The sequence below is a fragment of the Pseudomonas migulae NBRC 103157 genome (assembly GCF_002091715.1).
Lineage (GTDB): Bacteria > Pseudomonadota > Gammaproteobacteria > Pseudomonadales > Pseudomonadaceae > Aquipseudomonas > Aquipseudomonas migulae_A.
This window is the reverse complement of record NZ_BDAG01000005.1, coordinates 22,325-39,282: the sequence shown is the minus strand read 5'-3', so window position 1 is coordinate 39,282 and position 16,958 is coordinate 22,325. Positions and strand designations below refer to the sequence as shown.

Here is a 16,958-nt window from a genome sequence, read left to right as displayed (position 1 = left end):
GTGAAAATCCTGTGGGAGCGGGCTTGCTCCGGGCGGCGATCCGACGAAGCTTTCAGGCAGACGCCGCTTCTTTGTAAGCCTTCAAAGCCTTGAGCCGCTCGCGCTTGATCGCCTCACCCAGCTCCGGCCCCTTGAATCCCTTCTCCAGCAATGGCTGAACCGCCACGCTTCGCGCAGCATTCGCCGCCCCACGCAAATAATCAGCCTGTGGATAACTTCTCTGCTCCAGCCCTTTGCGTCCACGCGCATCCATTTCACACGCCGCAATAAACTCTTCAAACCGCTGCGGCCGACGGTAGACATCGAAGCTCTGCAGCAACTCCAGCAAGGTCGAAGGCTTCAGTTCCAGAGCGCGATGACCATGGGTGTGATATTGGCCCACCAACAGCGCCAACTCCTGGCAGTCCTTCGGCGCCTTGAAGCGTTCATTGACTGCTTTGATCAGCTTCAGCCCCTTGTGTTCGTGGGCAATGTGCCGCGGCCATTCTTCTTCCGGTGTCAATCCTTTGCCCAGGTCATGCAGCAGGCAGGCCCAGCGCACCGTCAGCGGCTGTTTGTGCAGTGCCGCTTGTTCGAGCACGCTCAGGGTGTGGGCGCCCGTGTCGATTTCAGGGTGATGGGCTTCGGGTTGCGGGACACCGAACAGTGCGTCGACTTCCGGCATCAATACCTTCAGCGCGGCACAGTCGCGCAGCACCTGGATGAACACTTGTGGCTGATCTTCCATCAGTGCGCGGGAAATTTCCTTCCAGCTGCGTTCCGCCGTCAGCGCTTCGAGTTCTCCTGACTCGCTGAGCTCACGCATCAACTCCAGCGTTTCAGGTGCAACGGTAAAACCGAGCTCGGCATATCGCGCGGCAAAGCGCGCAACACGCAAAACACGGAGTGGATCTTCGGCGAACGCGGGGGAAACGTGACGAAGCAAGCGAGCCTCGAGATCACGTTGGCCATGATAGGGGTCGGTCAGATTCTGCTGGTCGTCTTCTGCCATGGCGTTGATCGTCAGGTCACGACGGATCAGGTCTTCTTCGAGCGTCACTTCAGGGCTGGCGTGAAAGGTGAAGCCGCCATAGCCGCGTCCGCTTTTGCGTTCGGTCCGGGCGAGGGCGTATTCCTCACCGCTTTTCGGGTGAAGGAAGACCGGGAAGTCCGCACCTACCGGGCGAAAGCCCTTGGCGAGCATTTCTTCGGTGGTGGCTCCGACCACAACCCAGTCGATATCGGTAACAGGTTTGCCCAGCAGGCGATCACGAACTGCGCCGCCGACTTTATAAATCTGCATAAAAACCTCCGTTAGCTCGACAGAATAACCGTTGCGTCGAACTTTCGGAGGCAAAAACAGGATCAAAGATGGATGACGGCCAGGTCCAGTCGCCCGTAATCGCCTTCGTTGTGCTCGCTTCTGGGCGGAACGTGGTGGGTTTTCATCACTTGGTCCCCTTGCAGGGTTTCCAGGTGAATGTCGAAGCCCCAGAGACGGTGCAAGTGCTTGAGCACTTCCTCGGTGGATTCTCCCAGCGGTTTGCGGTCGTGCTGCTGGTGACGAAGAGTCAGGGAGCGGTCGCCACGGCGGTCGATGCTGTAGATCTGGATGTTGGGTTCGCGATTGCCCAGGTTGTACTGGGCTGCCAGGGTTTCACGGATGGTGCGGTAGCCGTCTTCATCGTGAATGGCCGGCACCAGCAGATCGTCCTTCTGGTCGTCATCAAGAATGCTGAACAACTTCAGGTCGCGGATGACCTTCGGCGAGAGGTACTGCAGGATGAAGCTCTCATCCTTGAAGCTGCTCATGGCGAACTTGATGGTCGACAGCCAGTCGGTGCCCGCGATGTCCGGGAACCAGCGGTAATCCTCCTCGGTGGGGCTTTCACACATGCGCCGGATATCCCGGTACATGGCAAACCCCAGGGTGTAGGGGTTGATTCCGTTGTAGTACGGGCTGTCGAAGCCTGGTTGAAAAACCACGCTGGTGTGGGACGTCAGGAATTCCATCATGAAGCCGTCGGTGACCAGGCCTTCGTCGTACAGGTCGTTCATCAGGGTGTAATGCCAGAACGTGGCCCAGCCTTCGTTCATCACTTGCGTCTGGCGTTGCGGGTAGAAGTACTGCGCAATCTTGCGCACGATGCGCACGATCTCGCGCTGCCACGGTTCCAGTAGCGGCGCATGTTTTTCGATGAAATACAGGATGTTTTCCTGAGGTTCGGCGGGGAAGCGTGCGTTGTCCTTGTCGCTGTACTTGTCCGCGCCTTTTGGGATGGTGCGCCACAGATCGTTGATCTGCTTCTGCAGATGCTCTTCCCGATCCTTTTGCCGACGACGTTCCTCTTCCGCGGAAATCGGGTAAGGGCGTTTGTAGCGGTCGACCCCGTAGTTCATCAGCGCGTGGCAGGAATCCAGCAGGTCCTCGACCGCATCGATGCCGTGGCGCTCTTCGCACTGCATGATGTACTGCTTGGCGAACACCAGATAATCGATGATCGAACTCGCGTCAGTCCAGGTGCGGAACAGGTAGTTGCCTTTGAAGAAGCTGTTGTGTCCATAGCAGGCGTGAGCCACCACCAGTGCCTGCATGCAGATGGTGTTTTCTTCCATCAGATAGGCAATGCAGGGGTCCGAATTGATCACGATCTCGTAGGCCAGCCCCATCTGGCCGCGAGAGTAGGATTTTTCGGTGCTGAGGAAGTGTTTGCCGTAGGACCAATGGTGATACCCCAGCGGCATGCCGACAGAGGCGTAGGCGTCCATCATCTGCTCGGCGGTGATCACTTCGATCTGGTTGGGGTAGGTATCGAGTGCATAGCGAGCCGCGATACGGCTGATTTCGCGGTCGTAGGCCTGGATCAGCTCGAATGTCCATTCGGAGCCGGTGGAAATGGGTTGGCGCTTCTGCTCTTTGGCGGTCATGTCACTAACCTGCGCTGGAAGAGTTCACGGAAGACCGGATAGATATCCCCGGCCGAGACCAGTTGCTGCTGGGCAAAAGTGTCAGAAAAGGCTTCGGCGATGCGTTCATATTCGAACCACAAGGCCTGATGTTCGCGCGGGGTGATCTCAACGTAAGTGTAGTACTGCACAAACGGCATGATCTGGTTGATCAGGATGTCGCGGCAGATCGGCGAGTCGTCATTCCAGTTGTCGCCGTCGGAGGCCTGTGCGGCATAGATGTTCCACTCGTTGCTTGGATAGCGTTCGGCCATGATCTCCTGCATCAGTTTCAAGGCGCTGGAAACGATGGTGCCACCGGTTTCGCGGGAGTAGAAAAACTCTTCCTCATCCACTTCCCGGGCGCTGGTGTGGTGACGGATGAACACGACGTCGATCTTTTCATAGTTACGCTTGAGGAACAGGTACAGCAGGATAAAGAAACGCTTGGCGATGTCCTTGGTCGCCTGGGTCATGGAACCGGACACGTCCATCAGGCAGAACATCACAGCCTTGGAGCTGGGGTTGGGTTGTTTGATCAGCAGGTTGTACTTGAGGTCGAAGGTGTCGAGGAACGGAACGCGGTGGATGCGCGCACTGAGTTTTTCGATTTCGGCCTCGATTTCCTGAATATCGCCGAAGTTGTCTGGTTCATCCCGCTTGAGTCGCAGCAGTTCTTCTTTGGCTTCGCGCAGTTTCGCCCGGCTGCTGCCGGACAGGGCGATGCGCCGTGCATGAGCGGAGCGCAAGGTGCGGATGATGTTGATCCGCGACGGGTTGCCTTCGTTGCTGATCCCTGCACGTACAGTCTTGAAGGTGTCGGTGCCGGTCAGGTTGCGCTTGACCAGGTTCGGCAGCTCAAGGTCCTCGAACATGAACTCGAGGAATTCTTCCTGGGTGATCTGGAAGACGAATTCGTCCATTCCTTCACCCGAGTTGCCGGCCTTGCCCGGACCTCTGCCGCCGCCACCTCCGGGCGGACGGGCAATGTGCTCGCCGCTGGTGAATTCCTTGTTGCCCGGATGCACGACGGTCTGCTTGCCGCCGCGACCGTGGTGAAGCACCGGCTCGTCGATGTCGCGGCCGGGAATGCTGATCTGTTCGCCGTGTTCCATATCGGTAATGGAACGCCGACTGACCGCCTCTTCGACAGCCTTTTTGATGTGATCACGGTAACGCCGCAGAAACCGCTGACGGTTCACCGTGCTCTTGTTCTTGCCATTGAGACGTCGGTCGATCACATAGCTCATGACTGCTCCTTAGAAGCTGTCCTGAAAGGGGCGAGCGGTTATGCAGCATCGAATGTGCAAAGGGATGTTCACGCTCCCCCAAGCGCTTTTGACGCTGATTGAACCTCGCTACCGACTTTCGAACACCTTCCAGAGGTCTGTGTAGCAGAAAATGCATACACAGGCCTCTGGCTGACGACAACCGGTCTGACCGGCAGCGGGTTATTGTGATTTTCTGACCCGCAGATACCACTCGGAGAGCAGTCGTACCTGTTTGTCGGTGTAACCCCGCTCTACCATCCGTGTGACGAAGTCGTTGTGCTTCTGCTGGTCCTCTTTGCTGGCCTTGGCGTTGAAGCTGATGACCGGCAGAAGGTCCTCGGTGTTGGAGAACATTTTCTTCTCGATGACCACCCGCAGTTTTTCGTAGCTGAGCCAGGTCGGGTTCTTGCCGTTGTTGTTGGCCCGGGCGCGCAGCACGAAGTTGACGATTTCGTTGCGGAAATCCTTCGGATTGCTGATGCCGGCCGGTTTTTCGATTTTCTCCAGTTCTTCGTTCAGTGCTACGCGGTTGAGAATCTCGCCGGTTTCCGGGTCGCGGTATTCCTGGTCCTGGATCCAGAAGTCGGCGTACAGCACGTAGCGATCGAAGATGTTCTGGCCGTACTCGCTGTAAGACTCGAGGTAGGCCGTCTGGATTTCCTTGCCGATGAACTCGATATAACGGGGTGCCAGGTACTCCTTGAGGAACCGCAGATAGCGTTCACGGGTTTCGGCCTGGAATTGTTCCTGTTCGATCTGTTGTTCGAGCACATAGAGCAAGTGCACCGGGTTGGCGGCGATTTCGTGCGGATCGAAGTTGAAGACCTTGGACAGGATCTTGAACGCGAACCGGGTCGACAGGCCGTTCATGCCTTCATCTACTCCGGCGTTGTCGCGGTATTCCTGGATCGACTTGGCTTTCGGATCGGTGTCCTTGAGGTTTTCGCCGTCATACACGCGCATCTTGGAGTAGATGTTGGAGTTTTCCGGCTCCTTGAGGCGTGAGAGCACGGTGAACTGGGCGAGCATTTTCAGGGTGTCGGGCGCGCAATGGGCCTTGGCCAGGGAGCTGTTGAACAGGAGCTTGTCGTAGATCTTCACCTCATCACTGACCCGCAGGCAGTACGGCACTTTGACGATGTAGATCCGGTCGATGAAAGCTTCGTTGTTCTTGTTGTTGCGGAAGGTGTGCCATTCCGATTCGTTGGAGTGAGCCAGCAGGATCCCGGTAAACGGAATCGCCCCGAGACCTTCGGTGCTGTTGTAGTTACCTTCCTGGGTGGCGGTCAGCAATGGGTGCAGCACCTTGATCGGTGCCTTGAACATTTCGACGAATTCCATCAACCCCTGGTTGGCCCGGCACAGCGCGCCCGAATAGCTGTAGGCGTCGGCGTCGTTCTGTGGGTATTCCTCCAGCTTGCGGATATCGACCTTGCCCACCAGTGCCGAAATGTCCTGGTTGTTTTCATCACCCGGTTCGGTTTTGGCCACCGCGATCTGATTGAGGATCGACGGATAGAGTTTCACTACGCGGAACTGGCTGATGTCACCGCCGAACTCGGCCAGGCGCTTGGTGGCCCATGGCGACATGATGGTATTTAGGTAGCGCCGTGGAATGCCGAAATCTTCTTCGAGGATCGCGCCATCTTCCGTGGCGTTGAACAGACCCAGAGGCGACTCGAATACCGGCGAGCCCTTGATGGCGTAGAAAGGCACTTTTTCGATCAGTTGCTTGAGCTTCTCGGCCAGGGACGATTTGCCGCCACCTACGGGGCCGAGCAGATAAAGGATTTGTTTCTTCTCTTCCAGGCCTTGAGCGGCATGGCGGAAATACGACACGATCTGGTCTATGCATTCTTCCATCCCGTGGAAGTCTTCAAAGGCCGGATAGCGGCGGATCACCTTGTTGGAGAAGATTCGCGACAGTCTCGAGTTGGTCGAGGTGTCGAGCAGCTCCGGTTCTCCGATGGCCAGCAATAGGCGCTCGGCGGCGGAGGCGTAGGCGCTGCGGTCCTGTTTGCACAGTTCAAGATACTCTTGCAGCGTGAGTTCTTCCTGGCGTGTGGACTCGAATCGTTGTTGGAAGTGGCTAAAGATACTCATGACGTCACCTCGCTCGATACGTGGAGCCGACGCCGGATCATTCAGTCGATGCTGGCAGCAACCGGATATGCAGTCGCTGTTTACCCCCCAGAACTCTTTCGGAACTGACGACTCCGAAAGCTACTCCCGATGATCCGCGCGCCGGTGTACCGGCTCTCCCCTGTTTTGGATGGCCTGCGCTTAAGGATAGTTGGGAATTCGGGAGGTAAAGGGTGGATACGTAATTAGTTATGGCTGACCGTTCGTCCGCCACCGCGCTAGCCCGCGGGAGCCGGGGGCTTGCGCGTTACAAAAAAATTATTCGGAAGAGCCTTGCGCTGTTTCCGAAGGATAAGTCGTACGCCACAGCTCAAATCCGCCATCCATGCTGTAGACGTCGGAGAAGCCCTGACTGATCAGGTAGGCCGCCGCACTCTGGCTGGAATTGCCGTGATAGCAGACCACGACCGTCGGGGCGTCAAGATCGGCGGCGCGGATGAAATCCGAAATGGACACGTTGTCCAGATGCTTCGAGCCGGCGATATGCAGCGCGGCAAATGTTGCAGGGTCTCGAACATCGACCACCACTGCGCCTTGTTCGCGCAGGGCCTGGGCCTGTTCTGGGGGGATGCGTTTGAATTCGCTCATGGCGGGCTCCTGTGGCTCGGCTGAAAGCGCAGTCTAGCGCTGGGCGCTGGCTGACGTTTGTTCGGGAATAGGGGAGGCGACTGGCGGCAGGGTATGGCCATGCTCGTCGCATTTGCACTGCAGGCGTTCAAAGGTGTCGACGTTCATCAGGGTCATCGAACCACCCCAGACGCATCCGGTGTCGAGGGCGAAGATGCCCGGCTCATTGCATTGGCCCTCAAGTGCCGCCCAGTGACCGAAGATGATTTTCACCCCCTTGGTCTTGCGTTCCTTGTACTTGAACCACGGGGCGTAACCTGGCGGTGCGGTGTCGACACCTTCCTTGCCCTTGAGGTCCAGCTTGCCTTCGCTGGTGCAGAAACGCATGCGGGTGAAATAGTTGGTGATCACACGCAGGCGGGTCACGCCTTTGAGGCCACTGTCCCACTTCAATGGTTCGTTGCCATACATGCCGTCGAGGTAAGGAGCCAAACGGTTGTCGTCGCGCAGGGCCTCTTCGACCTCGGCGGCGCACTTCAAGGCTTTGCGCAGCGACCATTGTGGCGGTATGCCGGCGTGGACCAGGGCAATGTTGCGCTGTTCGTCGTAATGCATGAGTTTTTGCTGGCGCACCCATTCCAGCAGTTCCACGCGATCCGGTGCTTCGAGAATCTCGCGCAGGGTGTCGGCTTTCTTCAAGCGTTCGATGTTATGACCGGCGGCCAGCAAGTGCAGGTCGTGGTTACCCAGCACGCACACCAACGAATCGCGCAAGCTATAGAGGAAGCGCAAGGTTTCCAGCGACTGCGGGCCACGGTTGACCAGATCGCCGACCAGCCACAGTTTGTCCCGGGCGGGGTCGAAGGCGACTTGTTCGAGCAGGCATTTGAGCGGTTCGAGGCAACCTTGCAAGTCACCGACGGCATACGTTGCCATCAGTGCAGGGCTCCAGGCACCGCCAGGCGGAATGGGGCGATGATGGCGTCGAAGTGCTTACCGTCATCGGCGATCATTTGATAGGTGCCTTGCATGGTGCCGACCTTGGAGGTCATGACGGTACCGCTGCTGTAGGTGTGGCTTTTGCCCACATCGATCAACGGTTGCTGACCAACAACGCCGGCACCGCGAACCTCTTCGACATGTCCGTCGCCATCGGTGATCACCCAATGCCTCGACAACAGTTTGGCCGGTAATTCGCCATTGTTGTGCACGGTGATGGTGTAAGCGAAGGCAAAGCGGTTTTGCTCGGGTTGCGATTGTTCTGCCAGATAGCGGGTGACGACGCTGACGTCGACCTGATAACGAGGATCGGACATGCAAGAGGCCTTAAAAACGAAGCGGGACGCGGGGCGTAGCTGATGCAACTCAGTCTAGGCCAAGTATCGGGTAGTAAACCAGACATGGGAGCTGGTGTCCTACCCGATAACGCTTGTTGCCTGTCAGTCGGCGGCGGGCTTCTGTAGGACTTGTTCGCTGAGCTTGTCGGCCAGGCGCACGAAGGCGGCCAGATCGAGCTGTTCGGGACGCAAGCTGCCGTCGACACCGGCGGCGGTGATTTCGTCGTTGCTCAGCAGCAGTTTGAGGGTGTTGCGCAGGGTCTTGCGGCGCTGGTTGAAGGCTTCGCGCACGACGCGCTCCAGCAAGCGGTGATCCTTGGCCGGGTGCGGCAGTACGGCGTGTGGCACCAGACGCACGATGGCCGAGTCGACTTTCGGCGGTGGGTTGAACGCGCCTGGGCCAACGTTGAACAGGTGCTCCACGCGGCAGTGGTACTGAACCATGATCGACAGGCGACCCCAGTCGCCGCCGCCAGGGCCGGCAGCCAGACGCTCGACCACTTCCTTTTGCAGCATGAAGTGCATGTCGCGAATGATGCCCGCGTTGTTCAGCAGGTGAAATATCAGCGGCGTAGAGATGTTGTACGGCAGATTGCCGACCACTCGCAGGCTGTTCGGCGCAGCGTTCAGGCTGTTGAAGTCGAACTTCAGCGCGTCACCCTGATGCAGGTTGAAGTTGCTCTTGCCGGCGAACTGTTGGTTGAGGATCGGGATCAGGTCTTTGTCCAGCTCCACCACGTCCAGCTGGGCGCCGCTGTTCAGCAGGCCTTGAGTCAGCGCGCCCTGGCCCGGGCCGATTTCCAGCAGGCGGTCTTCGGGTTTGGCATGGATGGAGCGCAGGATGCGGTCGATAACGCCGGCATCGTGCAGGAAGTTCTGGCCGAAACGCTTGCGCGCACGGTGTTGGTAATGCTCGGTCATAAACGGGTCTCGGCCATCTGGTAGGCGGTTTCCAGGGCGACTTGCAGGCTGCCGGTGTCGATTTTGCCGCTGCCGGCCAGGTCCAGGGCAGTGCCGTGGTCGACCGAAGTGCGGATGATCGGCAAGCCGAGGGTCACGTTGACTGCCGCGCCGAAGCCTTTGTATTTCAGCACGGGCAGGCCCTGGTCGTGGTACATCGCCAGCACCGCGTCGCAGTGCTCCAGATATTTGGGGGTAAACAGAGTGTCGGCGGGGAGGGGGCCGCGAAGGTCCATGCCCTCGCCGCGCAGGCGCTCTAATGTAGGTTCAATGATGTCGATTTCTTCATGGCCCAGGTGTCCGCCTTCACCGGCGTGCGGGTTGAGCCCGCAGACCAGGATGCGTGGCCGGGCGATGCCGAATTTTTCCTGCAGGTCCGCGTGCAATATCCGCGTGACCCGTTCCAGACGCTCCGGCGTGATTGCATCGGCAATCTCGCGAAGGGGCAGGTGAGTGGTTACCAGCGCCACACGCAATCCGCGAGTCGCGAGCATCATCACCACTTGCGCGGTATGCGTCAGGTCCGCGAGAAATTCCGTATGACCGGAAAAGGCGATGCCTGATTCATTGATCACACCCTTGTGCACAGGGGCGGTAATCATCCCGTCGAAATGCCCGTCGAGGCAGCCCTGACCCGCGCGGGTAAGGGTTTCCAGAACGAAGGCCGCATTGGCTTTATCGAGCTGCCCGGCAATCACCGGCGCACTAAGCGGTGTATCCCAGACATACAGACTGTTGGCTGGCGCGGGTACATCCGGCCAGGCATCAGGCGTGACTGGCAGCAAATCGACAACCACACCCAGTTGCGCGGCCCGCTCTATGAGCAGGTCGCGACTGGTAATGGCAATCAGGGGGTGTGGCTGGGCTTGCGAGGCGAGCAGCAGGCACAGGTCAGGACCTATGCCGGCCGGTTCACCGGGTGTCAGCGCGAAACGCTTGGGTTTCACTGCGCTGCCTGGTCTGCACCAGGGAGTTTGATCTCTACGTACGCTTCGTCACGGATCTGACGCAGCCAGGTTTGCAGCTCTTCGTCGTATTTGCGGTTACGCAGTACGGTCATGGCTTGCTGCTCACGGGCCTGGGTGGTGCTGTCAGTGGCGCGACGGCCAAGGACTTCCAGAACGTGCCAGCCATATTGAGTCTGGAATGGCTTGGACAGCTGACCTTGTGGGGTCTTGGCCATCACTTCGCGGAATTCAGGCACCAATGCATTCGGGTCGATCCAGTTCAGGTCGCCACCGTTGAGGGCGGAACCCGGATCTTCCGAGAAACTTTTCGCCAGTTCGCCGAAATCTTCGCCCGATTCGATGCGGCTATAGAGCGATTCAGCCAAAGCCTTGGTTTTAGCTTCGTCGCGGATCGGGCTAGGTTTGACCAGGATATGACGCACGTGCACTTCATCACGCGTCTGGGTCTCGCCGCCACGCTTGTCGAGGATCTTCAGGATGATGAAGCCCCCCGGCGTGCGCATTGGCTGGGTAACGTCGCCAACCGCCATGGTGCTCAGCATGCGATCGAACGGAGGTGGCAATTGAGCGGCTTTACGCCAGCCCATGTCGCCGCCTTCCAGTGCGGTTTCGCTGGCGGATTTGGCGATTGCCAACTGACCGAAGTCAGCGCCTTGCTTGAGCTGCTGGTAAACCGCGTCTGCCTGTTTGGCTGCATTCTGAATCGCGTCGGAGTTAGCGCTTTCCGGCGTAGGAATCAGGATGTTGGCCAGACGGAATTCTTCGGACAACTGCATTTTGCCAAGGTCGGAGGCGAGGAAGTTCTTCACTTCCTGTTCGGACACCTGGATGCGTTCGGCCACACGGCGTTGACGCACACGGCTGATGACCATTTCGCGGCGAATCTGTTCACGGGCGTCGTCGTAAGACAGACCGTCGCGAGTCAGTGCGGCGCGGAATTGTTCAATCGACATGTTATTGCGCTGGGCAATAGTGCCGACCGCCTGGTTCAGCTCTTCATCGGTAATGCGGATGCCGGAGCGTTCGCCGATCTGCAGTTGCAGGTTCTCGATGATCAGGCGCTCCAGCACCTGCTGGTCCAGCACGCTGGCCGGCGGCGCGGAAGCGCCGCGTTTGGCGATGGTTTGCTGAACTTCGTGAACACGCTGGTCCAGTTGGCTCTGCATGACCACATCGTTATCGACAATGGCCACCACTCTGTCGATGGACTGTACCGCGGCATTCGCCGCAGTACCCAGGAACAGCGCGCCCAGCACTAGCGGGCGCAGACAATCAGAAAGCTTGGTCTTCACGTTCACGATAACCTTGGATGCCTTTGTCGAGGAAGCTCTCTACTTTGGCGCCGGTGAGGCCGCCGAGACCTTTCAGAACGATCTGTAGGAAGATGCCATGGTCGCCTTTCTCGTTTTCAGGGGCGTTCTGACTGAACTCGTCATACGACACCCAGTAACGGTTGATCAGGCGCAGTTTCCAGCAGCAGTTGTCGTACTCGAAACCACCGAAGGCTTCCAGGGTACGGTTGCGGTTGTAGTCATATTGCCAGCGGCTGATGGCGTTCCATTGCGGCACGATCGGCCAGATCACCGAGAAGTCGTGCTGCTGGATCTTGTAGTAATCCTTCACGTAACCCGGGGTGCCCGGAGTGCCGTAGTCACCGCCGCCCACCGACCATTGACCGGTGTTCTGGTCGTAACGAACCTGGTCATTACGATAGCGATAGCCGGCGTTGATGACCTTGTTCGGGTTGTCTTCAGGCTGGTAGTGGAACATCGCGCTGCCCGAGCGAGGGCTGTGGCTGTCCGGGTCCCAGTTGTAATCGGCGGTCGTGCGCCAATCGCGGTTCCAGCGGTATTCGTATTCCAGCGCGTACGGAGAAACGTTGGCCTGGGCATCTTCGCGGGTTTTCGCATCGATACCCGGCAACTGGACTTCGCGATCCTTGAAGTACAAGGCCTGGCCGACGCTGATGCGTTGACGTTCGAAGCCGTCTTCTTCGATCCAGCGGTTGGTCACGCCCAGCGACAGTTTGTTCTCGTCGCCGACACGGTCGGAGCCCGAGAAGCGGTTGTCACGGAACAGAGACGCATAGTTGAAGGTGTATTCGCCAGTGTCGAAGACCGGGATGTCTTTCTGGTCTTCTTCAGGCACATACAGGTAGAACAGACGTGGTTCCAGGGTCTGGCGATAGTTCTTGCCGAACCAGGTGGTGTTGCGGTCGAAATACAGGCCGCTGTCGATACTTGCGATCGGGACGCCACGGTTTTGCGAACTGCTGAACGACTCGCCGAGGGCCGAAGCTCTATTGCGATTCGTCAGGAGATCATTCTTGCCGGTGCTATCAAGATCAAGGTCGTACTGAGTGTATTGATACTTGAGCGACGGCTTCACGAAACCATACGTCCAATCCAAAGGCAGGCTCACGCCTGGCTTAAGGTTCAGACGATTACCGTTGGCACGAGCCAGGCCCGTCACGTTGGTGTCCAGGCGAGGCGACAGGACGCCGTTTTCATCGGAAAACTGACCTGTTTCCAGGTCCCGCTCAAACCGAACGACTTCTGTTTCGTAGTCGAAATTCAAGCCATTCGGATGCACAGGCAACTGACCGTTGAAGGTGAGTTGCGGCAGGCGATCATACGGCGTGATGTTTGAAACGGTTGCGAGCTGATAGGCCTGGGCGTTCAAACGAGCGGTGTAGCTGTCGCCACGGTAGGTGACGGAGCCCTGCTGATTGACGTAATCGTTGCTTTTCACGCCAATCTGATCGGTCTGCAGATCCTGGAAGTAATACGGATCGCTGATCTTGGTGTAATCGACTTGAGTGAAGACGCGAGAGTCAAGACCACCCTTGTGCTGCCAGTTGTACATGTAGCGGGTTTTTTCGTAGTCGGTCTGCTGGCTACGATCGGTGTTGTCATCGTTGAGGTACGCGGCGCCGAACTGACCTTCGCTGGACTTGGTCAGGTAACGGAATTCGCCTTCCATCAACAGGCCGCGCTTGCTCATATAGCGCGGGTACAACGTGGCGTCGTAGTTCGGCGCCAGGTTGAAGTAATACGGAGTGACCAGCAGGAAGCCGGTATCGCTGCCGGTGCCAATGGTCGGCGGCAGGAAACCGGACTGACGACGGTCGTCGATCGGGAAATAGATATACGGCGTGTACAGGACAGGAATGTCCTTGACCCGCAGCGTCACGTTGGTCGCAGTACCGAAACCGGTGGCCGGGTTCAAGGTGATGTTGTTGCCCTTGAGCTGCCAGGCATTGCTGTTCGGTTCGCACGTGGTGTACGTACCATCCTTGAGGCGGATGATCGCGTTCTCGGCGCGCTTGGCGTACAGCGCGTTACCGCGGATACGGGATTTGTGCATCACGTATTCGGCGTTGTCGACCTTGGCTTCCCCGGTGTCCAGCTGCACTTCGGCGTGGTCGCCGACAATCAGCGCGCCGTTGTCGCGAATGCGCACGTTGCCGTCCAGCTCGCCACGGCTCTCGGCCTGATAGAGGTTCGCTTCGTCGGCTTCAGCCTGCATGCTGCCCTGACGCAAGACCACGTCGCCCGCCAGGGTCGCGATCTGCTCATCCTGCTTATAGCGGGAGGCCTTGGCGCCGACAAAGGTCGGAGCGTCACTTTTATTCGTCTTGTCATTCATGCCAGGACGAATCGGTTCGATATAGGAACCAGAGCAATAAGGACCGGTTTCGGCCAATTGCGCCGCAGTGAGCTTCTCGCGCGGAACCCAGTCGAGGTGACTGTAGTCTTCGCTACGTGACTTGAGACCGCGGCCTTTGGATTCGGTGACCAGCGTAGTCTTGGCGCCAGTGTCTTCACCGCTGGCGCTCTCGGCCGGGGCTTCACCGGTCGCGGAAACAGCGCTGCCGTCATGGACGGGACGCGGTGGCAATGCAGCCGCCGGCGTCTTTGGTGCACAGTCCCAGGCACCCGAAGCAGAGACTGAGCAGTCATACTGTTCCGCGGCGACCACGAACGAAGTGGCTAGAGGTTGCAGGGCCAGCAGACTGCCGGTAACCAACAACGGAAATTTTTTACGAAACGCGGGGGATTTCAATGCCATCTTATTAGTCCGGGCTTCCTGCGTGCCATCTGCCCGCGGTGTGGGCCGCACGCCTCTCGATGGTCTGAAAAAGATGCTGGATAATAAAGCATGACCCGCTTGACGGCTAGCGCCGTCGGAGACCCTTGCAATGCCTGACCAAGATGTACGTTTGCAACACCTGAAAGTTTGGCTCGATGAGCAGTTGGCGACCCTCTTTGCAGAACAAGGTTGGGGCGCCGTACCCCCGGCCACGTTGACCGCGGCCAGTAGTGATGCGAGTTTTCGGCGCTATTTCCGCTGGGAAGGCGCAGGCAGAAGTTTCGTCGTAATGGATGCACCACCGCCCCAGGAAAACTGCAAACCCTTCGTGGACATCGCTTTTTTGCTGGCGAAATCCGGAATAAATGTTCCGAAAATTTATGCGGAGGACCTCGAACGCGGTTTTCTTTTGCTCAATGACCTGGGCAACAAGACGTATCTGGACGTCATCGACAGCAAAAATGCCGACGATTTGTTCAAGGATGCCCTACAGGCACTGCTCGCTTTTCAGCAGCTGCCGATGGTTGCGCCGCTGCCGAGTTATGACGTGGCACTGTTGCGTCGCGAGCTGGAATTGTTCCCTGAGTGGTACGTGAAACGTGAGTTGGGCATCGAGTTCGACGCTGCGCAACAAATGCTCTGGCAGAACGTGACGGAGCTGTTGATCGACAGCGCGCTGGCGCAGCCCAAAGTGCTGGTGCATCGCGACTACATGCCGCGCAACCTGATGCTCAGCGAGCCGAATCCCGGCGTGCTGGATTTCCAGGACGCGGTCTACGGCCCGGTGACCTACGACGTGACTTGCCTGTTCAAGGACGCTTTCCTGAGCTGGCCCGAGGAGCGTGTGCGCGGCTGGCTGGAAGATTACTGGCAGCAAGCGGGCGCCCTGGACATTCCGGTTCAGCCGGACTTCGAAGACTTCCTGCGCGCCAGCGACCTGATGGGCGTACAGCGCCACCTGAAAGTCATCGGTATCTTCGCGCGCATTTGCCATCGCGACGGCAAGCCGCGTTATCTGGCCGACGTGCCGCGTTTCTTTGCTTATATAGATGCCGTGATCGCCCGCCGCCCTGAACTGGCCGAGCTGGATGTGTTACTCCTCAGTCTGCGTGCTGGAGCGACTGCATGAAGGCAATGATTCTGGCAGCGGGCAAGGGCGAACGCATGCGCCCGCTGACCCTGACGACGCCCAAACCGCTGGTTCGTGCCGGCGGCGTGCCATTGATCGAGTACCACTTGCGTGCGCTGGCCGCCGCCGGGTTTACCGAGATCGTGATCAACCATGCGTGGCTGGGTCAGCAGATCGAAGACTATCTGGGTGATGGTTCGCGTTATGGCGTGAGCATTCAGTACTCGCCGGAAGGTGAGCCACTGGAAACCGGTGGCGGGATTTTCCGTGCGTTACCGTTGTTGGGCGATGAGGCGTTTGTGGTGGTCAACGGCGACATCTGGACCGACTACGACTTCAGCGTGTTGCATCAGCCCATCAACGGTCTTGCTCATCTGGTGCTGGCGGATAACCCGAACCACCATCCAGCGGGCGATTTCACGTTGGTCGACGGGCAAGTGCACGATGGCCAGCCTGATGCGCCGACCCTGACCTACAGCGGCATCGCGGTGTTGCATCCACAGTTGTTCGACGGCTGTTCGGCCGCCGCTTTCAAGCTTGCACCGCTGTTGCGCAAAGCCATGGCTGACGGGCAGGTGACGGGTGAGCGCTTGCACGGTCGTTGGGTGGATGTCGGCACTCACGAGCGTCTGGCTGAAGTCGAAACGCTGATAGAAGCGAGTCGCTGACATGCTGTGGCCAGGGACTCTGATTGGAGCCGGAGCGGGCTATGCCATCGCCAGCATCCCGGGGGCCATGCTCGGCGCGTTGTTGGGGCAGGCGCTGGATCGGCACTTGAAACTGCAGAGCTGGGGGCATTTGCGTGAAGCGCTCGGAGGTCGTCCGGTGCTGCGCAACGATGAACTGCTGTTCGTGTTGCTGGGGCGGCTGGCCAAGTGTGACGGGCGGGTGGTGGATGGCCACATCCAACAGGCGCGTCAGGAAATGCAGGCGCTGGAAATGAGCGAGTCGGCAAAGCGCCGGGCGATCGCGGCGTTCAATCGCGGCAAGTCGGGACATGACCGGTTGCGCGGCTATCTGCGACGCTTGAGTGCTCAACCCCATGCGGCGGAGGGCGTGTTGCGCGCCTGCTGGCGAATGGTCTGGGCCGATGGCCGCGCCGGTCATGCCGAGCGCGAGCTGATTGTCCAATGGGGCAAATGGCTCGGCTGGACGTCGTATCAGGTTCAGGGGCTGGCGGCGGACTACGAGCCGTCCAGGCCATCGGTCGTCAACAGTGCGGTCACTTATCAGGAAGCGATGATGCTGCTGGGCGTGTCCGCCACCACTGAGCCGGCGCAGATCAAGCGCGCTTATCGACGCCTGCTGAGTCGCCATCATCCGGACAAGATTGCCGGCAGCGGGGCGACGGCGTTGCAGGTGCGTGAAGCGACGGAAAAGACGCGCGAATTGCATAGCGCCTATACGTTGATTCGTCAGCGGCGGGATTTTCGCTAGCCGGGAAGGTTTGTGTTGCCGGTGATGCCCCCTTCGCGAGCAAGTCGAATCGTCGCTCCCACATTTGATTTCGGTTGGACACAAATTCTATGTCCGCTGAAGATCAAATGTGGGAGCGACGGTGCGACGA

14 protein-coding genes are annotated in these 16,958 nt (G+C 58.6%); 3 read left to right on the top strand and 11 right to left on the bottom strand.

Going from position 1 to position 16,958, the window contains the following annotated elements; translation table 11 throughout:
* Nucleotides 1-52: 52 nt before the first annotated feature.
* The 11 genes from PMI01S_RS05780 to PMI01S_RS05730 all read right to left on the bottom strand — a co-directional run bounded on the left by PMI01S_RS05780 (nt 53) and on the right by PMI01S_RS05730 (nt 14,241).
* Nucleotides 53-1,282 carry a multifunctional CCA addition/repair protein gene (locus PMI01S_RS05780; protein ID WP_084318395.1) on the bottom strand — a complete coding sequence of 410 codons (1,230 nt, stop codon included), beginning with the start codon at nt 1,280-1,282 and terminating at the stop codon, nt 53-55.
* A gap of 62 nt (nt 1,283-1,344) precedes the next feature.
* On the bottom strand, nt 1,345-2,907 hold the full coding sequence (locus PMI01S_RS05775) for a SpoVR family protein (protein ID WP_084318394.1): 1,563 nt from the start codon (nt 2,905-2,907) through the stop codon (nt 1,345-1,347).
* A complete protein-coding gene (locus PMI01S_RS05770) occupies nt 2,904-4,175 on the bottom strand; it encodes a YeaH/YhbH family protein (protein ID WP_084318393.1) in 1,272 nt (423 codons plus the stop codon). Before PMI01S_RS05770 ends, PMI01S_RS05775 begins: the two co-directional genes overlap by 4 nt.
* A 201-nt stretch (nt 4,176-4,376) precedes the next feature.
* A complete protein-coding gene (locus PMI01S_RS05765; RefSeq protein ID WP_084318392.1) occupies nt 4,377-6,299 on the bottom strand; it encodes a PrkA family serine protein kinase in 1,923 nt (640 codons plus the stop codon).
* Between the two features lie 297 nt (nt 6,300-6,596).
* On the bottom strand, nt 6,597-6,926 hold the full coding sequence (gene glpE / locus PMI01S_RS05760; protein ID WP_084318391.1) for a thiosulfate sulfurtransferase GlpE: 330 nt from the start codon (nt 6,924-6,926) through the stop codon (nt 6,597-6,599).
* A 33-nt stretch (nt 6,927-6,959) separates the two neighbouring features.
* A complete protein-coding gene (locus tag PMI01S_RS05755) occupies nt 6,960-7,841 on the bottom strand; it encodes a symmetrical bis(5'-nucleosyl)-tetraphosphatase (protein WP_084318390.1) in 882 nt (293 codons plus the stop codon).
* Nucleotides 7,841-8,221 carry a Co2+/Mg2+ efflux facilitator ApaG/CorD gene (apaG, locus tag PMI01S_RS05750; RefSeq protein WP_084318389.1) on the bottom strand — a complete coding sequence of 127 codons (381 nt, stop codon included), beginning with the start codon at nt 8,219-8,221 and terminating at the stop codon, nt 7,841-7,843. The genes PMI01S_RS05755 and apaG overlap by 1 nt, the downstream gene beginning before the upstream one ends.
* A gap of 123 nt (nt 8,222-8,344) precedes the next feature.
* Entirely contained in the window at nt 8,345-9,163 is an 819-nt protein-coding gene (gene rsmA / locus PMI01S_RS05745; RefSeq protein ID WP_017341115.1) for a 16S rRNA (adenine(1518)-N(6)/adenine(1519)-N(6))-dimethyltransferase RsmA, read from the bottom strand.
* On the bottom strand, nt 9,160-10,149 hold the full coding sequence (pdxA, locus tag PMI01S_RS05740; protein ID WP_084318388.1) for a 4-hydroxythreonine-4-phosphate dehydrogenase PdxA: 990 nt from the start codon (nt 10,147-10,149) through the stop codon (nt 9,160-9,162). The genes rsmA and pdxA overlap by 4 nt, the downstream gene beginning before the upstream one ends.
* Nucleotides 10,146-11,462: a peptidylprolyl isomerase SurA gene (gene surA / locus PMI01S_RS05735; RefSeq protein WP_084318559.1), complete on the bottom strand. Its 1,317-nt coding sequence runs from the start codon at nt 11,460-11,462 to the stop codon at nt 10,146-10,148. The genes pdxA and surA overlap by 4 nt, the downstream gene beginning before the upstream one ends.
* The gene (locus PMI01S_RS05730) at nt 11,443-14,241 is read right to left on the bottom strand and encodes an LPS-assembly protein LptD (RefSeq protein WP_084318387.1); all 2,799 of its coding nucleotides are present in this window, start codon (nt 14,239-14,241) and stop codon (nt 11,443-11,445) included. Before PMI01S_RS05730 ends, surA begins: the two co-directional genes overlap by 20 nt.
* Before the next feature lie 130 nt (nt 14,242-14,371).
* Here PMI01S_RS05730 and PMI01S_RS05725 point away from each other — a divergent pair, with 130 nt between their 5' ends.
* From PMI01S_RS05725 to PMI01S_RS05715, 3 genes are read left to right on the top strand one after another with little or no spacing between them, the layout of a single operon-like run.
* Nucleotides 14,372-15,391, top strand: a complete 1,020-nt coding sequence (locus PMI01S_RS05725) for an aminoglycoside phosphotransferase family protein (protein WP_084318386.1) — start codon at nt 14,372-14,374, stop codon at nt 15,389-15,391.
* The gene (murU, locus tag PMI01S_RS05720) at nt 15,388-16,059 is read left to right on the top strand and encodes an N-acetylmuramate alpha-1-phosphate uridylyltransferase MurU (RefSeq protein WP_084318385.1); all 672 of its coding nucleotides are present in this window, start codon (nt 15,388-15,390) and stop codon (nt 16,057-16,059) included. Before PMI01S_RS05725 ends, murU begins: the two co-directional genes overlap by 4 nt.
* Nucleotide 16,060: 1 nt before the next feature.
* Nucleotides 16,061-16,828: a TerB family tellurite resistance protein gene (locus PMI01S_RS05715; RefSeq protein ID WP_084318384.1), complete on the top strand. Its 768-nt coding sequence runs from the start codon at nt 16,061-16,063 to the stop codon at nt 16,826-16,828.
* Nucleotides 16,829-16,958: the final 130 nt, after the last annotated feature.

What these genes read in the sequence shown, in the direction of transcription:
- rsmA (WP_017341115.1), bottom strand. Translation starts at nt 9,163, where the DNA reads ATGACCGAGCATTACCAACACCGTGCGCGCAAGCGTTTCGGCCAGAAC.
- PMI01S_RS05715 (WP_084318384.1), top strand. Translation starts at nt 16,061, where the DNA reads ATGCTGTGGCCAGGGACTCTGATTGGAGCCGGAGCGGGCTATGCCATC.
- PMI01S_RS05765 (WP_084318392.1), bottom strand. Translation starts at nt 6,299, where the DNA reads ATGAGTATCTTTAGCCACTTCCAACAACGATTCGAGTCCACACGCCAG.
- PMI01S_RS05770 (WP_084318393.1), bottom strand. Translation starts at nt 4,175, where the DNA reads ATGAGCTATGTGATCGACCGACGTCTCAATGGCAAGAACAAGAGCACG.
- glpE (WP_084318391.1), bottom strand. Translation starts at nt 6,926, where the DNA reads ATGAGCGAATTCAAACGCATCCCCCCAGAACAGGCCCAGGCCCTGCGC.
- PMI01S_RS05780 (WP_084318395.1), bottom strand. Translation starts at nt 1,282, where the DNA reads ATGCAGATTTATAAAGTCGGCGGCGCAGTTCGTGATCGCCTGCTGGGC.
- PMI01S_RS05775 (WP_084318394.1), bottom strand. Translation starts at nt 2,907, where the DNA reads ATGACCGCCAAAGAGCAGAAGCGCCAACCCATTTCCACCGGCTCCGAA.
- PMI01S_RS05755 (WP_084318390.1), bottom strand. Translation starts at nt 7,841, where the DNA reads ATGGCAACGTATGCCGTCGGTGACTTGCAAGGTTGCCTCGAACCGCTC.
- PMI01S_RS05725 (WP_084318386.1), top strand. Translation starts at nt 14,372, where the DNA reads ATGCCTGACCAAGATGTACGTTTGCAACACCTGAAAGTTTGGCTCGAT.
- apaG (WP_084318389.1), bottom strand. Translation starts at nt 8,221, where the DNA reads ATGTCCGATCCTCGTTATCAGGTCGACGTCAGCGTCGTCACCCGCTAT.
- murU (WP_084318385.1), top strand. Translation starts at nt 15,388, where the DNA reads ATGAAGGCAATGATTCTGGCAGCGGGCAAGGGCGAACGCATGCGCCCG.
- PMI01S_RS05730 (WP_084318387.1), bottom strand. Translation starts at nt 14,241, where the DNA reads ATGGCATTGAAATCCCCCGCGTTTCGTAAAAAATTTCCGTTGTTGGTT.